The 17,649-nt window shown below is 38.0% G+C and carries 13 protein-coding genes; 5 read left to right on the top strand and 8 right to left on the bottom strand.

The window, feature by feature from the left end:
* Positions 1-143: 143 nt before the first annotated feature.
* A complete protein-coding gene (gene smc, locus ASU31_RS16780) occupies positions 144-3,683 on the bottom strand; it encodes a chromosome segregation protein SMC (protein WP_057933431.1) in 3,540 nt (1,179 codons plus the stop codon).
* Between the two features lie 123 nt (positions 3,684-3,806).
* Here smc and ASU31_RS16775 point away from each other — a divergent pair, with 123 nt between their 5' ends.
* A complete protein-coding gene (locus ASU31_RS16775; protein ID WP_157258069.1) occupies positions 3,807-4,226 on the top strand; it encodes a hypothetical protein in 420 nt (139 codons plus the stop codon).
* A 179-nt stretch (positions 4,227-4,405) separates the two neighbouring features.
* Here ASU31_RS16775 and ASU31_RS16770 read toward each other — a convergent pair whose 3' ends face one another.
* A complete protein-coding gene (locus ASU31_RS16770; protein ID WP_057933526.1) occupies positions 4,406-6,709 on the bottom strand; it encodes an ATP-dependent helicase in 2,304 nt (767 codons plus the stop codon).
* Positions 6,710-7,170: 461 nt separating this feature from the next.
* Between ASU31_RS16770 and ASU31_RS16765 the strand changes: the two genes are divergently transcribed.
* A complete protein-coding gene (locus tag ASU31_RS16765; RefSeq protein ID WP_057933429.1) occupies positions 7,171-7,494 on the top strand; it encodes a DUF493 family protein in 324 nt (107 codons plus the stop codon).
* A 513-nt stretch (positions 7,495-8,007) separates the two neighbouring features.
* On the opposite strand, the gene ASU31_RS16760 is transcribed toward ASU31_RS16765, so the two are convergent.
* Complete coding sequence (locus ASU31_RS16760; protein ID WP_057933428.1) at positions 8,008-8,361, bottom strand: winged helix-turn-helix transcriptional regulator; 354 nt, start codon at positions 8,359-8,361, stop codon at positions 8,008-8,010.
* A gap of 81 nt (positions 8,362-8,442) precedes the next feature.
* Here ASU31_RS16760 and ASU31_RS16755 point away from each other — a divergent pair, with 81 nt between their 5' ends.
* Positions 8,443-9,327 carry an NmrA family NAD(P)-binding protein gene (locus ASU31_RS16755; protein WP_057933427.1) on the top strand — a complete coding sequence of 295 codons (885 nt, stop codon included), beginning with the start codon at positions 8,443-8,445 and terminating at the stop codon, positions 9,325-9,327.
* 47 nt (positions 9,328-9,374) lie between these two features.
* On the opposite strand, the gene ASU31_RS16750 is transcribed toward ASU31_RS16755, so the two are convergent.
* Genes ASU31_RS16750 through ASU31_RS16735 form a run of 4 tightly spaced genes read right to left on the bottom strand, consistent with a single transcriptional unit; the run spans position 9,375 to position 12,848 of the window.
* Entirely contained in the window at positions 9,375-9,740 is a 366-nt protein-coding gene (locus ASU31_RS16750; RefSeq protein ID WP_057933426.1) for a nuclear transport factor 2 family protein, read from the bottom strand.
* 24 nt (positions 9,741-9,764) lie between these two features.
* Positions 9,765-11,276 carry a PH domain-containing protein gene (locus tag ASU31_RS16745; RefSeq protein WP_057933425.1) on the bottom strand — a complete coding sequence of 504 codons (1,512 nt, stop codon included), beginning with the start codon at positions 11,274-11,276 and terminating at the stop codon, positions 9,765-9,767.
* Positions 11,263-11,817 carry a PH domain-containing protein gene (locus ASU31_RS16740; protein WP_057933424.1) on the bottom strand — a complete coding sequence of 185 codons (555 nt, stop codon included), beginning with the start codon at positions 11,815-11,817 and terminating at the stop codon, positions 11,263-11,265. Before ASU31_RS16740 ends, ASU31_RS16745 begins: the two co-directional genes overlap by 14 nt.
* Before the next feature lie 56 nt (positions 11,818-11,873).
* Positions 11,874-12,848 (bottom strand): SGNH/GDSL hydrolase family protein, encoded by a 975-nt coding sequence (locus ASU31_RS16735; protein ID WP_057933423.1) that lies wholly within the window; start codon positions 12,846-12,848, stop codon positions 11,874-11,876.
* 303 nt (positions 12,849-13,151) lie between these two features.
* On the opposite strand from ASU31_RS16735, the gene ASU31_RS16730 reads away from it, so the two are divergent.
* Together ASU31_RS16730 and ASU31_RS16725 are read left to right on the top strand one after the other, a co-directional pair.
* A complete protein-coding gene (locus ASU31_RS16730; protein WP_057933422.1) occupies positions 13,152-14,522 on the top strand; it encodes a dipeptidase in 1,371 nt (456 codons plus the stop codon).
* Positions 14,523-15,273: 751 nt separating this feature from the next.
* On the top strand, positions 15,274-16,254 hold the full coding sequence (locus ASU31_RS16725; RefSeq protein ID WP_057933421.1) for a glycoside hydrolase family 43 protein: 981 nt from the start codon (positions 15,274-15,276) through the stop codon (positions 16,252-16,254).
* A 20-nt stretch (positions 16,255-16,274) separates the two neighbouring features.
* On the opposite strand, the gene ASU31_RS16720 is transcribed toward ASU31_RS16725, so the two are convergent.
* The gene (locus tag ASU31_RS16720; RefSeq protein ID WP_057933420.1) at positions 16,275-17,522 is read right to left on the bottom strand and encodes an MFS transporter; all 1,248 of its coding nucleotides are present in this window, start codon (positions 17,520-17,522) and stop codon (positions 16,275-16,277) included.
* Positions 17,523-17,649: the final 127 nt, after the last annotated feature.

Below are 17,649 nucleotides of genomic sequence, written 5' to 3'. Positions count from 1 at the left end.
AAAAACACTAATAAAATAAATTCAGCATGACGATCGAAATAAAGTGGAATTAAAAAAGTAATCACATCTTTCATTTTCTAATTGGAAAAATGTAAATAAAAGATTGCTTCGTCGTACCTCCTCGCAATGACGAAAAAGATGAGTTAAGCCGCTACTTCCCTTAAATCGACCGCTACAACCCTCGAAACACCTTGTTCTACCATGGTTACGCCATAAATAATATCGGTGCTGGCGATGGTCCGTTTGTTGTGCGATACAATGATAAACTGTGATTGATCAGAGAATTTACGGATAATATTATTGAATTTATCAATGTTGGTATCATCCAAAGGGGCATCAACCTCATCGAAAATACAGAAAGGGGCAGGTTTTAACAGATAAAGCGAAAATAATAGCGCTGTAGCTGTCAATGTTTTTTCTCCACCGGATAACTGATTAATGGATAAAGGTCTTTTCCCTTTCGGACGGGCAATAATATCGATATCAGCCTCTAAAGGATTATTAATATCTGATAAAATCAGGTCGCAGCTATCTTCTTCGTTAAATAAAGAGCGGAAAACCACGATAAAGTGTTCACGGGCCTGAGTAAAGGCCTGCATAAATTTATCTTTAGCCGTATCGTCTATCTCTTTAATCGTTTGTAAAAGATCGGTTTTTGCTGCATTTAGGTCCTTTTTTTGATTCTGGATAAAAGTGTAACGCTCTTCCATTTCTTTAAAGGCCTCCATGGCCATGGAGTTGATGGCGCCAAATTCGTCCAATTGACGTTTCATTCGCTCTACCTTTTGGCGGAGATCGAACTCACTTTCTAAAGCTTCAATTTCGGTGTCTGTTTCTAAAAGATCGTTTATGTCAATGTTGAATTCTACAGCTAATCGTTCTTTTAAGGCATTCAGATCGATTTTTAATGCGTTCTTTTTATCCTTAATCTCCGTTAATAAAAAGTCAGTTTCTTCTCGGGTTTTGCGGATATTGGTCAGCTCATTTTCAACCTCGTTAATGCTTCCTTTGCTTGTGAAATAAGCTTGTTCAGCTTCAGCAAGCCCTTTTTCCATCTCTTCACGTTGTTGATACATCTCTAAAAGCGTATCGTCGTTCAGGTCTGTGTGCTGTAACGTTGCCGTAATTTGGATCAGTGCTTCCTGTAATTCTTTATCGTTTTGGGCAATGCGCTTATTTAAAGCTTCCTCCTGTACAAAACGATAATCTAAATCTTTTTCTAAGCCTGATAACTTATTTTGTTGTTGGTGGAAACGGATGTTATCCTGGTTGTATTTGCCCGCACTTTCGTTTACCTGATCGGCAATTTCCTGATAATTCAGTTGTTGCTCCTGTAGATTTATGTGTGCTTCTTGCTGATCTTTTTGCAATTGAACCAATGCCGGCAATTTTTCCGATAAGGCTTTTTCAATTGATACTATCTTTTGGGCGATATCTGTTTTGCGGTTTTCGCTGGTGGTAATAAATTCCTGGTATTGATCGCGACGGGTCTGCACAGAAATATGTTCGTTGTTTAAACGGTTCATTTCTTGTTGCAAAGCATTGATCTGATTGATTTTTGAAGCTTCTTTCAGGTTAAATATATTATCAGTTTCGGCTTTAATTGCGGCATCATACTGATTAATCAGCGATTCGGACACTTTGATTTCTTTTGCCAGATTTTCTAAATTCTTGGCACGGCCAATCCTTTTTCCTTCGAATAAACCCACCGAACCGCCTGCCAAAGTGAATTTGGTTTGGGCATATTTCCCATTTTTAGCTAAAATGGTTAAACTGTCTGTTGGTGTTGCTTTGAAAAGCGTTTCTTGCTCGGCTATTGCGATGTATACATTTTGTAAAAGCAGATTGCAGAGGTGCTGATATTTTTTATCAACTTCAATGACTGATAGCGCCGAAACCAGGCCTTCATGGGTACCAATAACCGGGTTTTTATCGGGTACATTTTCTAAAATGAAAAAGTTTGCCCGTCCGCGGCTGGCATCGGTTAAAAGGTTTATGGCCTGTACTGCATCTGCATATTGATCAACCACATAATGGTTCATTACCGGTTCGAGGTAATTCTCGATGGCTATGCGGTAGTCTTCATTACAGAATAAAATATCAGAAAGGAGCAGGGCGCTTTTGGCAAAAGCGTTGTTTTTCTTCAAAAAACGGATCGATTCAGGAAAGCCCTCTAAACTATCAACCAGCGATTTGGTCAGGTTATATTCGTTCTGCTTGGCATCTTTTTTACGGTTTTCGGCCGTCAATTTCTCCTTGTTCGAACTCAGGTTGATTTCTGAAGCAGCCAGTTTTTCTTTTAAAAGTTCTTCAGCTTCCGTTAGGTTTTTAATATTGGCTTGCTTCTCCCGAACCTGAATATCAAGTTCGGCCAAAGCATGATCGAAAGCCTTTAATTCTAATGTTTTGGTTTCGGTATCATCAACATTCCGGTTGGTTTCCTGCACCAGTGCATCCTTTTGAATATTCAGGATATCAATTTCCTTTTGCGATTGGTATACATTGTTTTGCAACTCGTTAACCGATTTGATCAGGTTATCAATCCTGTTTTTCTCAGTCTGCTGTTGCTCGCGTAAAGTGTCGAGCGTAGATTTTAAGCTTTTTAAATCAGATTCAAGGCGGTTAAAAACCTCAGTTTCTGTTAAAACTTCTTCATTTAAACGTTTAATATTATATTTAATGTGGTTAACCTGATTTTTATCTTTTTCGAGCTCGCCAGATAAACGTGTTTCTTTTTCCTGTAAAAAACGCATCTGTTCGTTCTTTACTTTTTTCTCACTTTCGTAAGCGCGGATTTTGGAAACAAACTCGTTTGTGGCCTTTTGTTGTACAGAAAGATTCTTTTCCTGACTGATACTGCCTAGTTTAAGCTTTTGCAGTTCAGCCTCACCGGTATCTATTTTAGTGCTGAGTGCTGTGCGGTTTACCTGCAGATTTTGCTCCTGTGTTTCTAGAGCATTTAAGTCGGTACGGAAGAAGGCAATACGGTGCGTAGCCAACTGAACACTCAGTTCGCGGTATTGCTCCTTTAACTTATAATAACGCTCAGCTTTACGTGCCTGATTTTCTAAGGTTTTAAGGTTTTTTTCGATCTCGAAAAGTAAATCCTCAACCCGCTCTAAATCGGCTTCTGTATCTTTTAACTTGCTGAAAGTCTGTTTTTTGCGTAATTTGTATTTCGAGATCCCTGATGCCTCTTCAAACAAAGAACGACGACTATGCTCTTTGTTGGTAATAATTTCATCAACCATTTTCAGCTCAATGATCGAATAACTATCAGAGCCGATCCCGGTATCCAGAAAAAGGTCGGTAATGTCTTTTAACCTGCACTGAACATCGTTTAAACGATATTCGCTATCACCGTTTCTATAAAGTTTGCGTGTAACAGTAACCTGCGAATATGCGGTAGGCAGGATGTTCTTGGTATTATCAAAGCTTAATGAAACCTCGGCAAGCTGCGCCTGTTTACGGTTTTTTGTCCCATTGAAAATGATGTTCTCCATCTTTTCTGAACGAAGTGCTTTGGTACTTTGTTCGCCCAAAACCCAGCGCATGGCATCGATTACGTTTGATTTTCCACAACCATTAGGACCAACAATAGCCGTAACACCCTCATTAAAATTGATGGTCACTTTATCGCCAAAGCTCTTAAAACCTTTAATTTCTAACCTAGTAAGTTGCATGGTTTGTAATCGGGAGAACCGAGTTCAATAATAAGGATAATTTTGTGGTTTTTCAATAAGAATCCTAAAAGTTTAAGCCATATTTGGTGTTTAAAATGGAAATCAGATCTTATCAATCAATTTATGGATATAGAATCTTTTTATACAGGCTGCCTTACGGCACAAGGCGAGAAAATTTACCTCGGAGATAAAATAAGGGGTAAATTTTTCTATAAAATGCAGGTTCAGTATGAAATGGAGACCCAGTCTTTTGTATTGGTTTCACAAAATCCGCAATCGCCTTATCGAAAATATCTTTTATCAGATTTGGAAAAAATTGAAGGGCTGAATATAGTAGGAAACCAATTATTCTTTAAAGAGCCAAAAGTTGGGGAAAAGGTGAAAATTACTGTTGATAATAAAGGCGAATTTTTCCCCTTTGGTAGCATGGTAGAAATTATTGAGTTAACAGATGAATGGCATGTACAAGCTAAATCATTGGATAGTGAACAATTAATTACCCTCAAGATCGGAGAATTTCTAGAAGATCGATCTATTTATTAAAAGTTGAAAACACAAGGTTAGGCATAATTTCATCGCATTCGTCATGCTGAACTTGATTCAGCATCTATTTGTTTTATCTATTAAGGATCCTGATCCCGATGTAAAATCGGAATCAGGATGATGAATCTTCGTTATTTTTCCGTGCCTTTGAGTTTCCGTGGCTAAATGGAAATCAGTGTTTATTTTACAATCATCAGTTTCGCAAACTTAAGCAGTAGCTGTTTATTGCCTAAGCCCTGGAAGAATACAGTAGCCTTAACATCAGGCAAAGTTCCCTCTAAGCTGATAATTTTTCCGAAACCGAATTTTTCGTGCTCAACTTCCATACCGCCTTGAAATTCATGAGGTTGCGATGGAGTAAAGCCGGGTGTTGGTACGTGTGCTTTTGCCAGTAACGATGTTGTTTTCGGGCGGACAGGTGGGGCAGAAGTAGTTGCACCGGCCGCTGGTTTTGGCTTGCTAAAAAAGTCACGCGGCTGCGAGGTCCATGTTTTGCGGTCATCATCAAAATTGCCATCAAAACTGGTTGATTTGGCCGGTTTAACATCCAATTCTAAAAATTTCGGACTAATTTCGTTAATGAAACGGCTTGGTTCGCAGTTGGTTAAAGTTCCCCAGCGGTAGCGGGATGTAGCATATGTAAGTGTTAGTTTTACTTCGGCACGGGTAATGGCTACATAAAACAAACGGCGCTCTTCCTCTAAATCAGTACGGTTGGTTAACGACATTTGCGATGGAAACAGATTTTCTTCCAATCCTACGATAAATACGTTTTTAAACTCCAAACCTTTGGCCGAGTGGATCGTCATTAAAGAAACCGTATCCTTATTTTTGTCTCCATCCTTATCATCGTTGGTTAAAAGCGCAACATCCTGCATAAAGATATCCAGACCTTTTTCTTCAATATCCTCGCGTTCTGCAAATTCCTTAATACCGTTTAATAACTCCTGGATATTTTCATACCGTGCACGTCCTTCAACGCTATCATCAGTATATAATTCTTTTAAAATACCTGCATGTTGGGCAATAAACAAAGCCGTATCATAAGCATCGAGCTTTTTTGCCTCTGCCTGAAAGCTTTGCACCATCATGGCAAAATCGTTCAATTGATTGGCTAAACGCCCATCTACATATTCGTGCGCATTCGAAATTACATCCCACATGGTTTTTCCATGCTGATCTGCCGCCACAATAATTTTGTCAATAGAGGTATCGCCAATACCACGTTTAGGATAATTGATTACACGTTTTATAGCCTCTTCATCCTTCGGATTAAAAGTTAAACGGAAATACGCAATTAAATCTTTAATCTCCTTGCGCTGGTAAAAAGACTGACCGCCATATATCCGGTAAGGAATATTTAGCTTACGTAAACCCTCCTCCATAGCCCTGCTTTGCGCATTGGTACGATACAAAATGGCAAAATCGTTGTGTTGGTAGCCTTTGGTACTGCGCTCCTGAATAATGGCTTCGGCAACCAGTTTACCCTCTTCGTTATCGGTAAAAGCCCGCGAAACTTTAATGCGGTCGCCAGGTTCGTTATCAGAGAAAACATTTTTTTCGAGCTGATTTTTGTTGTTTGCAATGATACTGCTCGCTGCATCAACAATATTTTGGGTAGAACGGTAATTCTGTTCTAATTTATAAACCTTTAAATCAGGGTAATCGCGTTCGAAATTTAAAATATTCTGGATGTTTGCACCACGGAACGCATAAATACTCTGTGCATCATCACCTACCACACAAATGTTCTGATAAGCCGCTGCCAGTTTTTTCACAATGGTATACTGCGAAAAGTTGGTATCCTGATACTCATCCACCATCAGGTACCTGAATTTCTGTTGGTATTTGTTTAAAACATCAGGATGTTCTTTCAATAAAATATTGGTTTTGAACAACAAATCGTCGAAATCCATTGCACCTGCTCTAAAACAGCGCTTGGCATAGGTTTCGTAAATCTGACCGATTAATGGGCGTTTATTCTGAATATCTTCGGCCTGTATCTGGTCGTTAGCTTGATATTCACCCCAGGAAATTAAATTATTTTTGGCTGATGAAATTCTATTGAAAACAAAGTTCGCTGCATATAATTTATCATCCAGCTGCATCTCTTTCAAAATAGCACGGATTACACTTTTACTGTCATCGGTATCGTAAATGGTAAAATTGCTCGGATAACCGATTTTCTCGGCCTCTACCCTTAAAATTTTGGCAAAAACAGAGTGAAAAGTACCCATCCAAATGTTTTTTGCCTCTGCACCAACCACTTTACTGATACGCTCGCGCATATCCTTACTCGCCTTGTTGGTAAAGGTTAAAACCAGAATGTTAAAGGGGTCAGTACCGGTTTGAATAAGGTGGGCTACACGAAATGTAATTACCCTGGTTTTGCCCGAACCTGCACCTGCAACAATCATTACGGGTCCTTTTGTGTTCTCTACTGCTGCTCTTTGTTGTGGGTTTAATCCTGCTAAATAATCCAAATCGGCTCCTGTTTTTTTGAGGCTCAAAAATAACAATTCCTATCGTTTTTTGCCAAAGTTGTTAGTAATTAGTTTAAAACCTGATCGGTCGTTGTAATGGCTCGTCATTCTGAACTTGTTTCAGAATCCATCATGCCATTAAATTTGGGTATGAAGTCCCCTTAGGGGATTTAGGGGTAAAGCAACAGCTGTATTTCATCGGATTCAGTAGCCCTTTGCTTTGCTCATACACCTGCAGGCATTACCCGCTAGGCCGGTATCCGCTTCGCCAAGGTTTATATAAATTTAGCTTGTGCTACTATTGAGGGATTAAAGCCCAAAGTTAAAATTAAACTTGTATATCATTTAATAATGTTTTCCTTCTAATCGCCCGAAATGGGGGTATTTTACTTAAAAAAAACGTTTATGCTGTCAGAATTGCACCCTATTTATTTGGGTATAGAATTTGATATGCTTTCGCTATGGATGAGAATAAAAATAATAAAGATATTGAGTTTACTGATATCCCAGATGGTACTAGTGGAGATATTTATGCTAATTTAAAAGAGAAACTGGAAAGTGTTGAGCAGTTTCCAGGTATTTATAATTTTAAATTCATTATCACTGGCGGGCTAGATAAAATACAAGATTTACGTGCCATTTTACCTGATGATGAGTTTATTGAGCAAGCTTCAAAAACCGGGAAATATGTTTCGATTACCGTAAAAAAGAAAATGCAAAATGCTGATGAGGTGATTGCTATTTATAAGCAAACCGGAAATATCAAGGGGATTATGGTACTGTAGGCTCTCCCACATATCAAAATGATTTTCTTCTGGTTTTTAGAAAAGCCAGATCCGTATTTCATTTTTGAGGCCGTAGTGTACACCTACGCTGTTCGTAAACCTGATGGCAGCGGCAGCCCCGAAGTATGAGGGCTACAGCGAACAGCAGGACTGCAATCCCCAATGAAAAACCACGCTTTCATTTCCGATCAATAAAAAATATATATCGCCTAATTTTCTTTTTCGGAGCGTAATCAAATTGGTTCCAGTTTCGCTTTACAATTTGATTCGTCGTGCCTCCTTGGTGCAGCGTAATGCTCAATGTCATTAAGTTAAACACCGCGGTTGTCAGTCTGTCCAAAGGACTCCTTTGGGCAGACTGACATCTTTTTGCGATTTATCCTTTAACTTAATGATATTAGGGTATCCGCTTCGCCAAGATTTATATCATTTAGTTTGTGCTACTATTGAAGGTTTAAAATCTATCTATATATTCGTTCGTCATTCTGATTGCCCAGATGAGTACATTTCAGATTAAACAGAACCATTTTTAATGGCCCAATCTACCATTGAATCTAATACCTGAAAAAGATCCTCCCCCGATTTTGTGAGGCTATAGGTAACTACCGGCGGAACAATAGCTTGTGCATCTCTATGAACAAGGTCATCATTTTGCAATTGCTTTAAATGTTGTATAAGCATTTTTTCAGTTATCTGTGGTATCGCACGTTTTAACTCGCTGTAGCGCTTTGGTCCGCTCATTAAATGAAAAATAATAATGGGTTTCCAATAACCACCAATTTTTTCCATTACAAAGGTAACCGGGCAACTGGTTAGTGCTATGCCTTTATTAAAATTACGGGTCGAACTTTCTTTAACAGCTGTCATGGTTACATACTTTGGGGTAAGTACTTGTATAAAAGTAAGTACAAATATAGCTTTGTATTCAATATTTAAAAACAAAAAATCATGAAAATAACATTAACAGGATCAATTGGTAATATTACCAAACCTCTTGCCGAAATATTGGTAGCCAAAGGTCACGAAGTAAAAATTATTAGCAGTAACGCTGATAGAGCCGAAGAAATTAAATCGCTGGGTGCAATACCTTTAATTGGTAGTGTAAGCGATACCGGATTTTTAAAGGATGCTTTTACAGGGGCTGATGCCATTTACACCATGGTTCCGCCAAATTTTGCAGCACCAAAATTTAGGGCATATATTAAAGGTATCGGCGAAAATTATGCAGCTGCCATAAAAGAGGCGGGAGTTAAAAAAGTAGTGAATTTAAGTAGCGTAGGTGCAGATCTGCCGGATGGAACTGGTCCAATTGCAGGATTACATGATGTAGAAAATATTTTTGCCGCATTAAATGGGGTAGACGTAAAACATTTACGTGCTGGTTATTTCTATATTAACTTTTTAGCCAACATCGATATGGTTAAACATGCAAATATATTAGGGTCTAATTTTGGCGCCGATTCAAAACTTGTTTTGGTGCATCCCCGTAACATTGCAGAAGTAGCCGCTGAAGTATTGGAGAGCAATTTTACAGGTAAAACCATACAGTATGTAGCCAGTGATGATGAAAGTACGCCGGCCGATGTTGCAAAAGTACTAGGCACTGCAGTCGATAAACCAGCATTGCCATGGATAGAATTTAGCGATGAAGATGCATTTAACGGAATGGTAGGAGCGGGTTTACCTGAAGAAATAGCCAAAAACTATGTAGAAATGGGCGATGCAATCAGGAGCAATAAACTTTTTGTAGATTATTACAAAAACAGACCTGTTTTAGGTAGCATTAAACTCAAAGATTTTGCTGTTGAGTTTGCTGCGGCATACCAGAATTAATTGAATTATTGCAGCTGCCTGGGTTTAAACCTGGCAGCTGCTATTTTTTATATGGCCACACAACTTCCGGCTATTACTTTCCATTCCTGATCAAACACCTTCCAAACTCTTAAATATCTGAAAATACCTTCGATAGATTGCGAATTATATACTGCCTTTAGCTCAATTTTCACACTAACAACTGCAATATCGTTAATCAGATTAATTTGCTGTTCAGCCGGTAGAATAGAATTTACAACCAAATTTCCGGATGTGTAAGTTTCCAAATCCATCGCCTTTGTTATAGTTACTCCATTGGGCAGGTTAAAAAGTAAATCTTCATGCAAGAGCAGATCCAGCTCCTCAATATCACCATGTTTTATGGCTGTTAATAACCTATCTTCATTTAAAACAATCTGTTCCCTGGTATTCATATTAATTGTTTTTTCTTTAAAAAATTACATCCAATTCTCATTTTTACGCTCTACCTGATACAACCAGTAATTTACCAGCTGTTTAATTTCGGTATAATTGCCATATTTAAAATGAATCTGACCTGCGGCTGTATGTAAAGTGAGATGACCAACGTCGACCCCTTTATGCCATGGATATTGAAAAGTGGTAATGGCCTGAATTTTATTTGGCTTTACAATTTCATTCGAAATATCCCAAATCCCGCTGGTTTTGATGATGAAATCTTGACTTACTGAAATCTGATGTCGGCGATAACTGATGTAAATCATCAAAATTCCAATTATTAAATAAGCAATTGATACACCGATATAGGGTTTTACTTCAGGAACGTTAAACGCAATAATTAAAAATGTCGCCACAGGCAAAATCAGTTTAAAGAAAATGGGTAAATTCAAAAAACGCCAATCGGGGATAAAGGTTTTTCCTTTTAATGGTGCTTCACCCAGTATCATTTTTAGCAGTTCATCACGCTCAGTTGGATTACATCCTGGAATTTCCAAAGTGTTTCCTTGTATTTCATGCCCTTTTTTACTTTGACCAAAATGAGCCTGTTTTAAACTCATATTCAGCATATTCATCTTTTTCTGAAAGTAATTCTGGCTGTATTTGGTAATCTGGACTTTATTCGGACTTATTAAGGTGTTTTTTTTTGCAATCAGCCCTGAAGAGAGTAAAAGTGTGTTTTTATGCTCACTAATTTCGAGCTCGAAATACTTGTAAAAGGTTCTAACCAGGTTAATAATTAACAATACAATTAAAAGGCATGCAATTAAAATAAAAACGGTAACAATGGTTAACATACCCGTTACCGTACTCTGAATTTCATCTTTATTAATTTTAAAGGCATCAAGTAACTGCCTGCCTTCATAAATAACGGTGTAAAAAAAAGCGGCAAGTAAAGCTAAACTTTGTCCATAATTAGAGGTAAGTCCTACTTTGAACAAAGTCCAGGCGCTTATTCTTAAAAATGGTGTTTCTGCTGTCCCGTCGTTTTCTTGTTCAATTTCCGATTGTACTTCAGTTGCAGTTCTGCTATTTAATAAATGTTCTTTAAGGTTATAGGCCGAAGTTTCGTCAATTGCTTTTATGCTTACCTCTTCTCCATGAGCACCGGCAGTATCGATTTTTAACCCATAAACGCCGATAATTTTCTGCAGAATATTCTGGTTAATGTTAACCTGCTGTATTTTATCGAGCTGAATAATGACCTGATCGCGATTGAATATTCCCTTATTAACGACAAATTCCTGCTTTTCTTTATCTAAAAAGAAGGTAAATTTTAAATACCATAAATAAGCAAATATGAAACTGAATACGATTATCGCAGAAATGCTCAATATCAGGTAGGTGAAAGAAGTGCTCGACATCTTTACAAAGGCAATAATGAATAAGAAAAAACTCGCCTTACCAATTTTTAGCATGGTATGAGCACCCATTACAATGATACCAAAGGCCGATTCCCGTTGCGGTTTACTAAAATCGTTATTCACTGGCATTCAATTCTGTTGTTGGATTTTCAAGTAGGTCTAGTTTTTTCAAAAGCAGATCCCTAATACGCTTGGCATCATCAATTGCAATCCCCGAAATATGGATATGCCCTGTTTGGCCACCTGCGGTAAATAACTGTAATGATCCCAGTTTATATATTCTGGAAAAAATTCCTTCATTTAATTCGATATGTTGAATCCTGTTTAAAGGTACGATTGTTGTCGATTCAGCAATAATCCCACTTTTATAAATTACATCATGTATTCGGATGGCATAACCGCGTTTCTTAAAACTGGCACGAAAGAGTAAAAAGAAGATAGCTAATAAAGCCAGATAAAGCGGGATAATCCATTTTGCGTTTGGTCTTACTTCATCAACAAAGAATAGGAGTATCCCAATAGCGATTCCCAGTAAGCCAAAAAAGATCAATAGATTAATACAGATGATTTTCCAATAATCGGGATGTGGCCGGCTTAACTGAATGTCTTCATATTTTGGAAGAAGATCGAGATCAATAACTTCATTGGTGAAAAATGTCTCAGGAGTCATGGTTTAAAGGTATAAAACATATTAATCTATAAATAGACTAATGTTTAAATCTTTTGTTACCTCGCTACAATAAACTTTTTGGCAGAATTGTATTGACCGGAATCGGAAGAGATTTTGAAGAAATAAATGCCGGGAACAAAAGTAGAGGTATTAATTTCTAAGGTGTGTTTTCCCGTATTAAGGTATTCGTTTACTACTGTTTTTACCAATCGACCCATTAAATCATAAATCTGGATGTTAATTTTGTCCGTTTCAGGCAAAACAACATCAATAAATGTTTGCATGGCTGCAGGGTTAGGGTAATTCTGAGAAACGGTGAATTTTAGGAATTTATCAAAAATTGCTTTATTAATGGCGTCGAAAATTACATAGCTCACCAACCTGTAACCACGTGCATTTGGGTGAAAAGGATCCTGATAAAGCGAAAAATCACGTCTCATAGCCGCATTTATATCAGCTAAATATATTTTATATTCTGCAGCCAATTTTCTGTAGGCTGTATTAAGATTTCTGATATTGGTATTTACAGCCACATAACTTTTAATGGTCCTATCATCAACAAACTGGAGTGTACATAAAATTGGGACTAATTTCTGTTTAAGACTTGCCGTAATCAATACCCGCATATTGGCAACGGTTTCGGCAATGCTTCCTTTGCCAGTAGTCATCGCAACGGCATCATTAATGCCCATATCAATTACAATGAAGCCGGTTCTATCGGCTATTGCATTATCAATTCTGAGTAATCCCTGAAAAGTAGTCTGGCCACCAATACCATGATTGGTAATATCCACGATTTTGTTCGTATAACAATTTATAAAATTGTTCTGAAGCATGGTTTGAAAACCAACACCATTAACACCTTCTACCGTGCTGGCTCCAAAGGTTACAATATTTATACTGTCTTTCGAATAATACTGGGCTGCTTCCGGGCAACTTACGCGGGTAGGGGGCGGCCCCTGAGCTAAGGAAGAAATGCGGACAACAAGAAGCAGCAGCAGAGATAAAAATACTTTTGCGCTAAACTTCATTGTTAAAATTCTTTCGTACAGGATTTAAGGATATCTGTTATTGGCGCAATTTACAAAAAAGTAAATATAAATAATGTTGTGTTATTTTTTTTTACAAACATTAAATCATTTTTTTGTATCTGTTAAAAGACGGGTTTTAAGTTTGAAAGGTAACACCGTGATTTTGAGCTTTAAAAAGAATAATTAACGCCATCAACCGTCTGGCTATAAGCAAAATTTTTACTCTGGTATGGGGATAATTTCTTAACCGCTTAAGTGCCTTTTTATTTGGTAAAGCCTATATTTGTCCAAATTCATTTTGTTATGCAAGAGATTAAAAATTATGTAGAAACGCACAAACAACGTTTTTTAGATGAGTTGTTTGAGTTATTGCGTTTTCCATCGGTAAGTGCTGATCCGAAATACAAAGGCGATGTTTTAAAAACAGCTGATTATGTTGCGCAGAAATTAAAAGATGCAGGTGCAGATCAGGTAGAAATTTGCCCAACCGCAGGATATCCTATTGTTTATGGCGAAAAAATTATAGATGCTTCTTTACCTACTGTTTTAATATATGGTCATTACGATGTTCAACCGGCAGATCCACTAGAACTTTGGCATACGCCACCTTTTGAGCCAACAGTACGCGATGGTAAAATTTATGCCCGCGGTGCTTGTGATGATAAAGGACAGTTTTATATGCACGTAAAAGCATTCGAACTGATGATGCAAACCAATACTTTGGCCTGCAACGTTAAATTTATGATTGAAGGTGAAGAGGAGGTAGGTTCTGCAAATCTGGGTATTTTTGTAAATGCGAATACCGAGCGTTTAAAGGCCGATGTAGTTTTAATTTCTGATACTTCGATGATCAGCATGGAACATCCGTCAATCGAAACCGGTTTGCGTGGTTTAGCTTATATGGAAGTTGAAGTAGTTGGTCCGAACCGCGATTTGCACTCTGGAGTTTACGGTGGTGCTGTGGCGAATCCAGCAACTATCCTTTGCAAAATGATCGCTTCATTACACGATGAAAATAACCACATCACTATCCCTGCCTTTTATGATAAAGTGCTTGAGTTAACAGATGAGGAGAAAAAAGCATTAAATTCTGCACCTTACGACGAAGCAGAATACAAAAAGGATTTAGATATTGAAGAAGTTTGGGGCGAGAAAGGTTATTCAACCTTAGAGCGTACAGGTACCCGTCCAACTTTAGAAGTAAACGGAATTTGGAGCGGTTACATTGGCGAAGGTGCAAAAACCGTATTGCCAAGTAAAGCCAATGCAAAAATTTCTATGCGCTTGGTTCCACACCAAAGCTCAGAAGAAATTGCCGAGATTTTTACCAAACATTTCGAAAGCATTGCCCCTAAAAATGTAAAAGTAAAAGTTACGCCACACCATGGTGGTGAGCCAGTGGTAACCCCAACTGATAGTATTGCTTACCAGGCAGCCGAAAAAGCAATTGAAGATAGTTTTGGTAAAAAGGCTATTCCAACACGTGGCGGTGGTAGTATTCCTATCGTAGCTTTGTTTGAAGATGTACTGGGTATTAAATCGGTACTTTTTGGCTTCGGTTTAGATAGCGATGCCTTGCATTCTCCAAATGAGAAGTACGACATTTACAATTATTATAAAGGAATAGAGACTTTGCCTTTATTCCATAAATATTTCGCAGAATTGAGTAAATAAGCTTGATTTAATTTATCCGTTCTGACCCAACAGATCGTCATTTCGAGCGGAGTGCAACGCAGTCGAGAAATCTATTTTCAGCAGATCTCTCCATTTCGCCAAACTTCAGTCGAGGTGACGATTTTTTTGAAAATGAGCGTTCTGTATTTCATAGGCGCTGCAGTCCCGCCATTCGCTTTATCCCGATGAAAAAATCGGGATGCCTGCTACTGTCGGGTTTATTTAACAGCGGCTCGTTCTTCGAAGCGAAGGCTGTTCCTGCATTCGCTATAAAAACTTTAAATAGTCTCACAGCCCCTGCAACCTAAACCTGACCGCAGTGTAAAACCCGCAAGCCGAAGCATGAGGGCGAGGATTTGAAACGGAGGGCAGGGCTGCTTTACCCCAACTGCTACAGGTTTTGCTTTTCAAAGCAACTAAATAAGGTTAACCTCCATTTTCAGTCTGAGCGGAGTCGAAGACCATTCCTGTTTAATTTTATTAGACAGGTTTTTTGAAAATGAACGGTTGGTTTTTCATAGGTGCTGTAGTCCCGCCATCGCTTATAGTCTTCATTTCGGGCTATTTAGCTTAGTTGGGTTTATTAACTTAGGCCAGTTCCAATGTCATTAAGTTAAGCATAGGCATTGTCAGTCTGAGCCTGTCGAAGACCGTACCCATCTTTAAACAGCCTCGCGCTTTTACTTTCTGTAATTGCGTTTAAAATAATGGACTAATTTTTTTACCACGGTTTTTTTTCTAAATTGCTGCCATGAAATACCTATTCTCATCTCTTTTACTTTTATCCGGACTCGCTTCTTTGGCTCAGGATACTAAAACGATTAACCAATCCGGGAATCCAATTTTTCAAGGTTGGTATGCAGATCCCGATGCTGCTATTTTTAACAATAAGTATTGGGTTTATCCCACTTATTCGGCCAGGTATAAAGAACAGGTCTTTTTAGATGCCTTTTCATCAGACGACTTGGTGAAATGGAAAAAACATCCGCATATTTTAGATACTGCTGCTGTAAAATGGGCCAACAAAGCCATGTGGGCCCCTGCAATTGTTCAAAAAGATAAAAAATATTACCTGTTTTTTGGTGCTAACGATATTCAGAGTGATAAAGAAATTGGTGGAATTGGCGTAGCCGTTGCCGATAAACCGGAAGGACCTTATAAAGACCATTTAGGGAAACCTTTGGTTGATAAATTCCATAATGGAGCCCAACCTATTGATCAGTTTGTATTTAAAGATAAAGATGGTCAGTATTATTTAATTTATGGTGGCTGGAAACACTGTAATATTGCAAAGTTAAATAAAGATTTTACCGGTTTTTTACCTTTTGAAGATGGTACTACTTTTAAAGAAATTACGCCTGATAATTATGTAGAAGGCCCATATATGTTCATCAGAAATGGTAAATATTATTTCATGTGGAGCGAAGGCGGCTGGACTGGTCCCGATTACTCAGTAGCTTATGCTGTTGGCGATTCGCCATTCGGTCCGTTTAAGCGGATTGGTAAAATATTGAAGCAAGATGCGGCTATTGCTACCGGTGCAGGCCATCACTCTGTAATTATCAACGAGAAAAAAGGACAATATTACATTGTTTACCACCGTCGCCCCTTGAGCGAAACTGATGGCAATCATCGAGTTACCTGTATTGATGAAATGAAGTTTGATGCAGATGGTAACATTCTTCCTGTAAAAATTACAAATGAGGGTGTAAAAGCCCAGAAAGTAAAATAATTGCTGTTCGGTTGGAGGTTTTATTCAATTTCCAGCTGAACTTCACTCTTTTGTAAAACAGTTTTTGCCTGCTTTTTATTAAGTGTGTTAAACCCCCAGGTACATAATAAAAGCATTGCGGCAAGGCCCATCCAAAGCCAGTTGTAGCCTAAGTTTTTAGCAATAAAGAAGCCAAACAATGGGCCAACAACCTGCGCGCAAGACCAGCTCAAGGTATAACCTGCTGCATATAAGCCTCTGTTATGTTCGTTACTTCTGCTAATTACGATGGTGTTTATAAAAGGTAAGGTGAGCATCTCTCCGCAGGTAAAAACGACAATGGTAAGTACTGCTGCAACAATATGGAAACTAACCGGGGCACTTAGTATGATATACGAAATTGAAAATAGAACCGCACCAACAATAATAAAAAACATGGGTGATCTTTTTGCTTCAATTTTGTTGATCATAATCATTTCAAACAAAGCGATTACAGCCCCATTAAGGCCTATAATAATTCCAATTTGAAACTCATCAATATGCCATTGTTCCTTAAAAAATACCGGAACAACCCTAAACATTAGAAAAGCACAGGTAATAAAAACAGTAGTAAGCAGAATGAACTTTACATAGAAAATATCTTCCCACGGTTTCATAATGACCATGTTGCTGGCATTTTCTTTGGCATTTTTAATAAAATCTTTCACTTGTGGTAAAAACGACAGGATTAATAAACCAACAATAATGCTTACCCCACCTTCAACAATAAATAAAAGCTTATAATTAATTGAAGCAATAATTCCTGCCAAGCTAATGCCTACTGACCAGCCGATGTTTACTGCAAGCCTGTTTAAAGAGTACGATCTTGTTATCGTGCCTTCTGCAGCGTAGTGTGCAACAGCCGTGAAATTTGCAGGGCGGAATGCCTCAGAAAAAAAACTGATGACAACAGTTAAAATGCATAGACTATAAAAGTGAGTAATGGTAGAAAAGAGGATGAAAAGTAAACCACCTACAATCGACGAAAGGATCTGTACCGGACGGAAACCAATCATATCGGTCAATTTTCCTCCTGTTGCCGAACCCAGAATTGAACCTACGCCAAATAAGGTGATAATTAAACCTGCGTCCATTTCCGAGCGGTGTAAACTTTGGGTAACGTATAAGCCCATAAATGGAACAGCCATGCTCCCACATCTGTTAAACATCATTACAATGCTTAAAAGCCAGGTTTCTCTGCTTAATCCGCTGAATGATGTTTTATAGGTGTTGTAAATAAGTTTTAACATGGTGTATTTAGATGCAGTAAAAATAGCAAAAGCCAGATGTTAATTAATCATATGAATTCAATATCCACTTGTTAGATTAAAAAATATGAGCAAAGAATATCCCATAATTTTTCACAAATTTGCATCC

Source organism: Pedobacter ginsenosidimutans, from assembly GCF_001442625.1.
Taxonomy (GTDB): Bacteria; Bacteroidota; Bacteroidia; order Sphingobacteriales; family Sphingobacteriaceae; genus Pedobacter; species Pedobacter ginsenosidimutans.
The sequence above is the reverse complement of the archived record's forward strand: the minus strand, read 5'-3'. Positions and strand labels throughout refer to the sequence as shown.

Coding starts and splice junctions, on each gene's coding strand:
- ASU31_RS16760 (WP_057933428.1), bottom strand. CDS start 8,361: ATGACAGCTGTTAAAGAAAGTTCGACCCGTAATTTTAATAAAGGCATA.
- ASU31_RS16745 (WP_057933425.1), bottom strand. CDS start 11,276: ATGCCAGTGAATAACGATTTTAGTAAACCGCAACGGGAATCGGCCTTT.
- ASU31_RS16750 (WP_057933426.1), bottom strand. CDS start 9,740: ATGAATACCAGGGAACAGATTGTTTTAAATGAAGATAGGTTATTAACA.
- ASU31_RS16775 (WP_157258069.1), top strand. CDS start 3,807: ATGGATATAGAATCTTTTTATACAGGCTGCCTTACGGCACAAGGCGAG.
- ASU31_RS16730 (WP_057933422.1), top strand. CDS start 13,152: ATGCAAGAGATTAAAAATTATGTAGAAACGCACAAACAACGTTTTTTA.
- smc (WP_057933431.1), bottom strand. CDS start 3,683: ATGCAACTTACTAGGTTAGAAATTAAAGGTTTTAAGAGCTTTGGCGAT.
- ASU31_RS16740 (WP_057933424.1), bottom strand. CDS start 11,817: ATGACTCCTGAGACATTTTTCACCAATGAAGTTATTGATCTCGATCTT.
- ASU31_RS16755 (WP_057933427.1), top strand. CDS start 8,443: ATGAAAATAACATTAACAGGATCAATTGGTAATATTACCAAACCTCTT.
- ASU31_RS16765 (WP_057933429.1), top strand. CDS start 7,171: ATGGATGAGAATAAAAATAATAAAGATATTGAGTTTACTGATATCCCA.
- ASU31_RS16720 (WP_057933420.1), bottom strand. CDS start 17,522: ATGTTAAAACTTATTTACAACACCTATAAAACATCATTCAGCGGATTA.
- ASU31_RS16735 (WP_057933423.1), bottom strand. CDS start 12,848: ATGAAGTTTAGCGCAAAAGTATTTTTATCTCTGCTGCTGCTTCTTGTT.
- ASU31_RS16725 (WP_057933421.1), top strand. CDS start 15,274: ATGAAATACCTATTCTCATCTCTTTTACTTTTATCCGGACTCGCTTCT.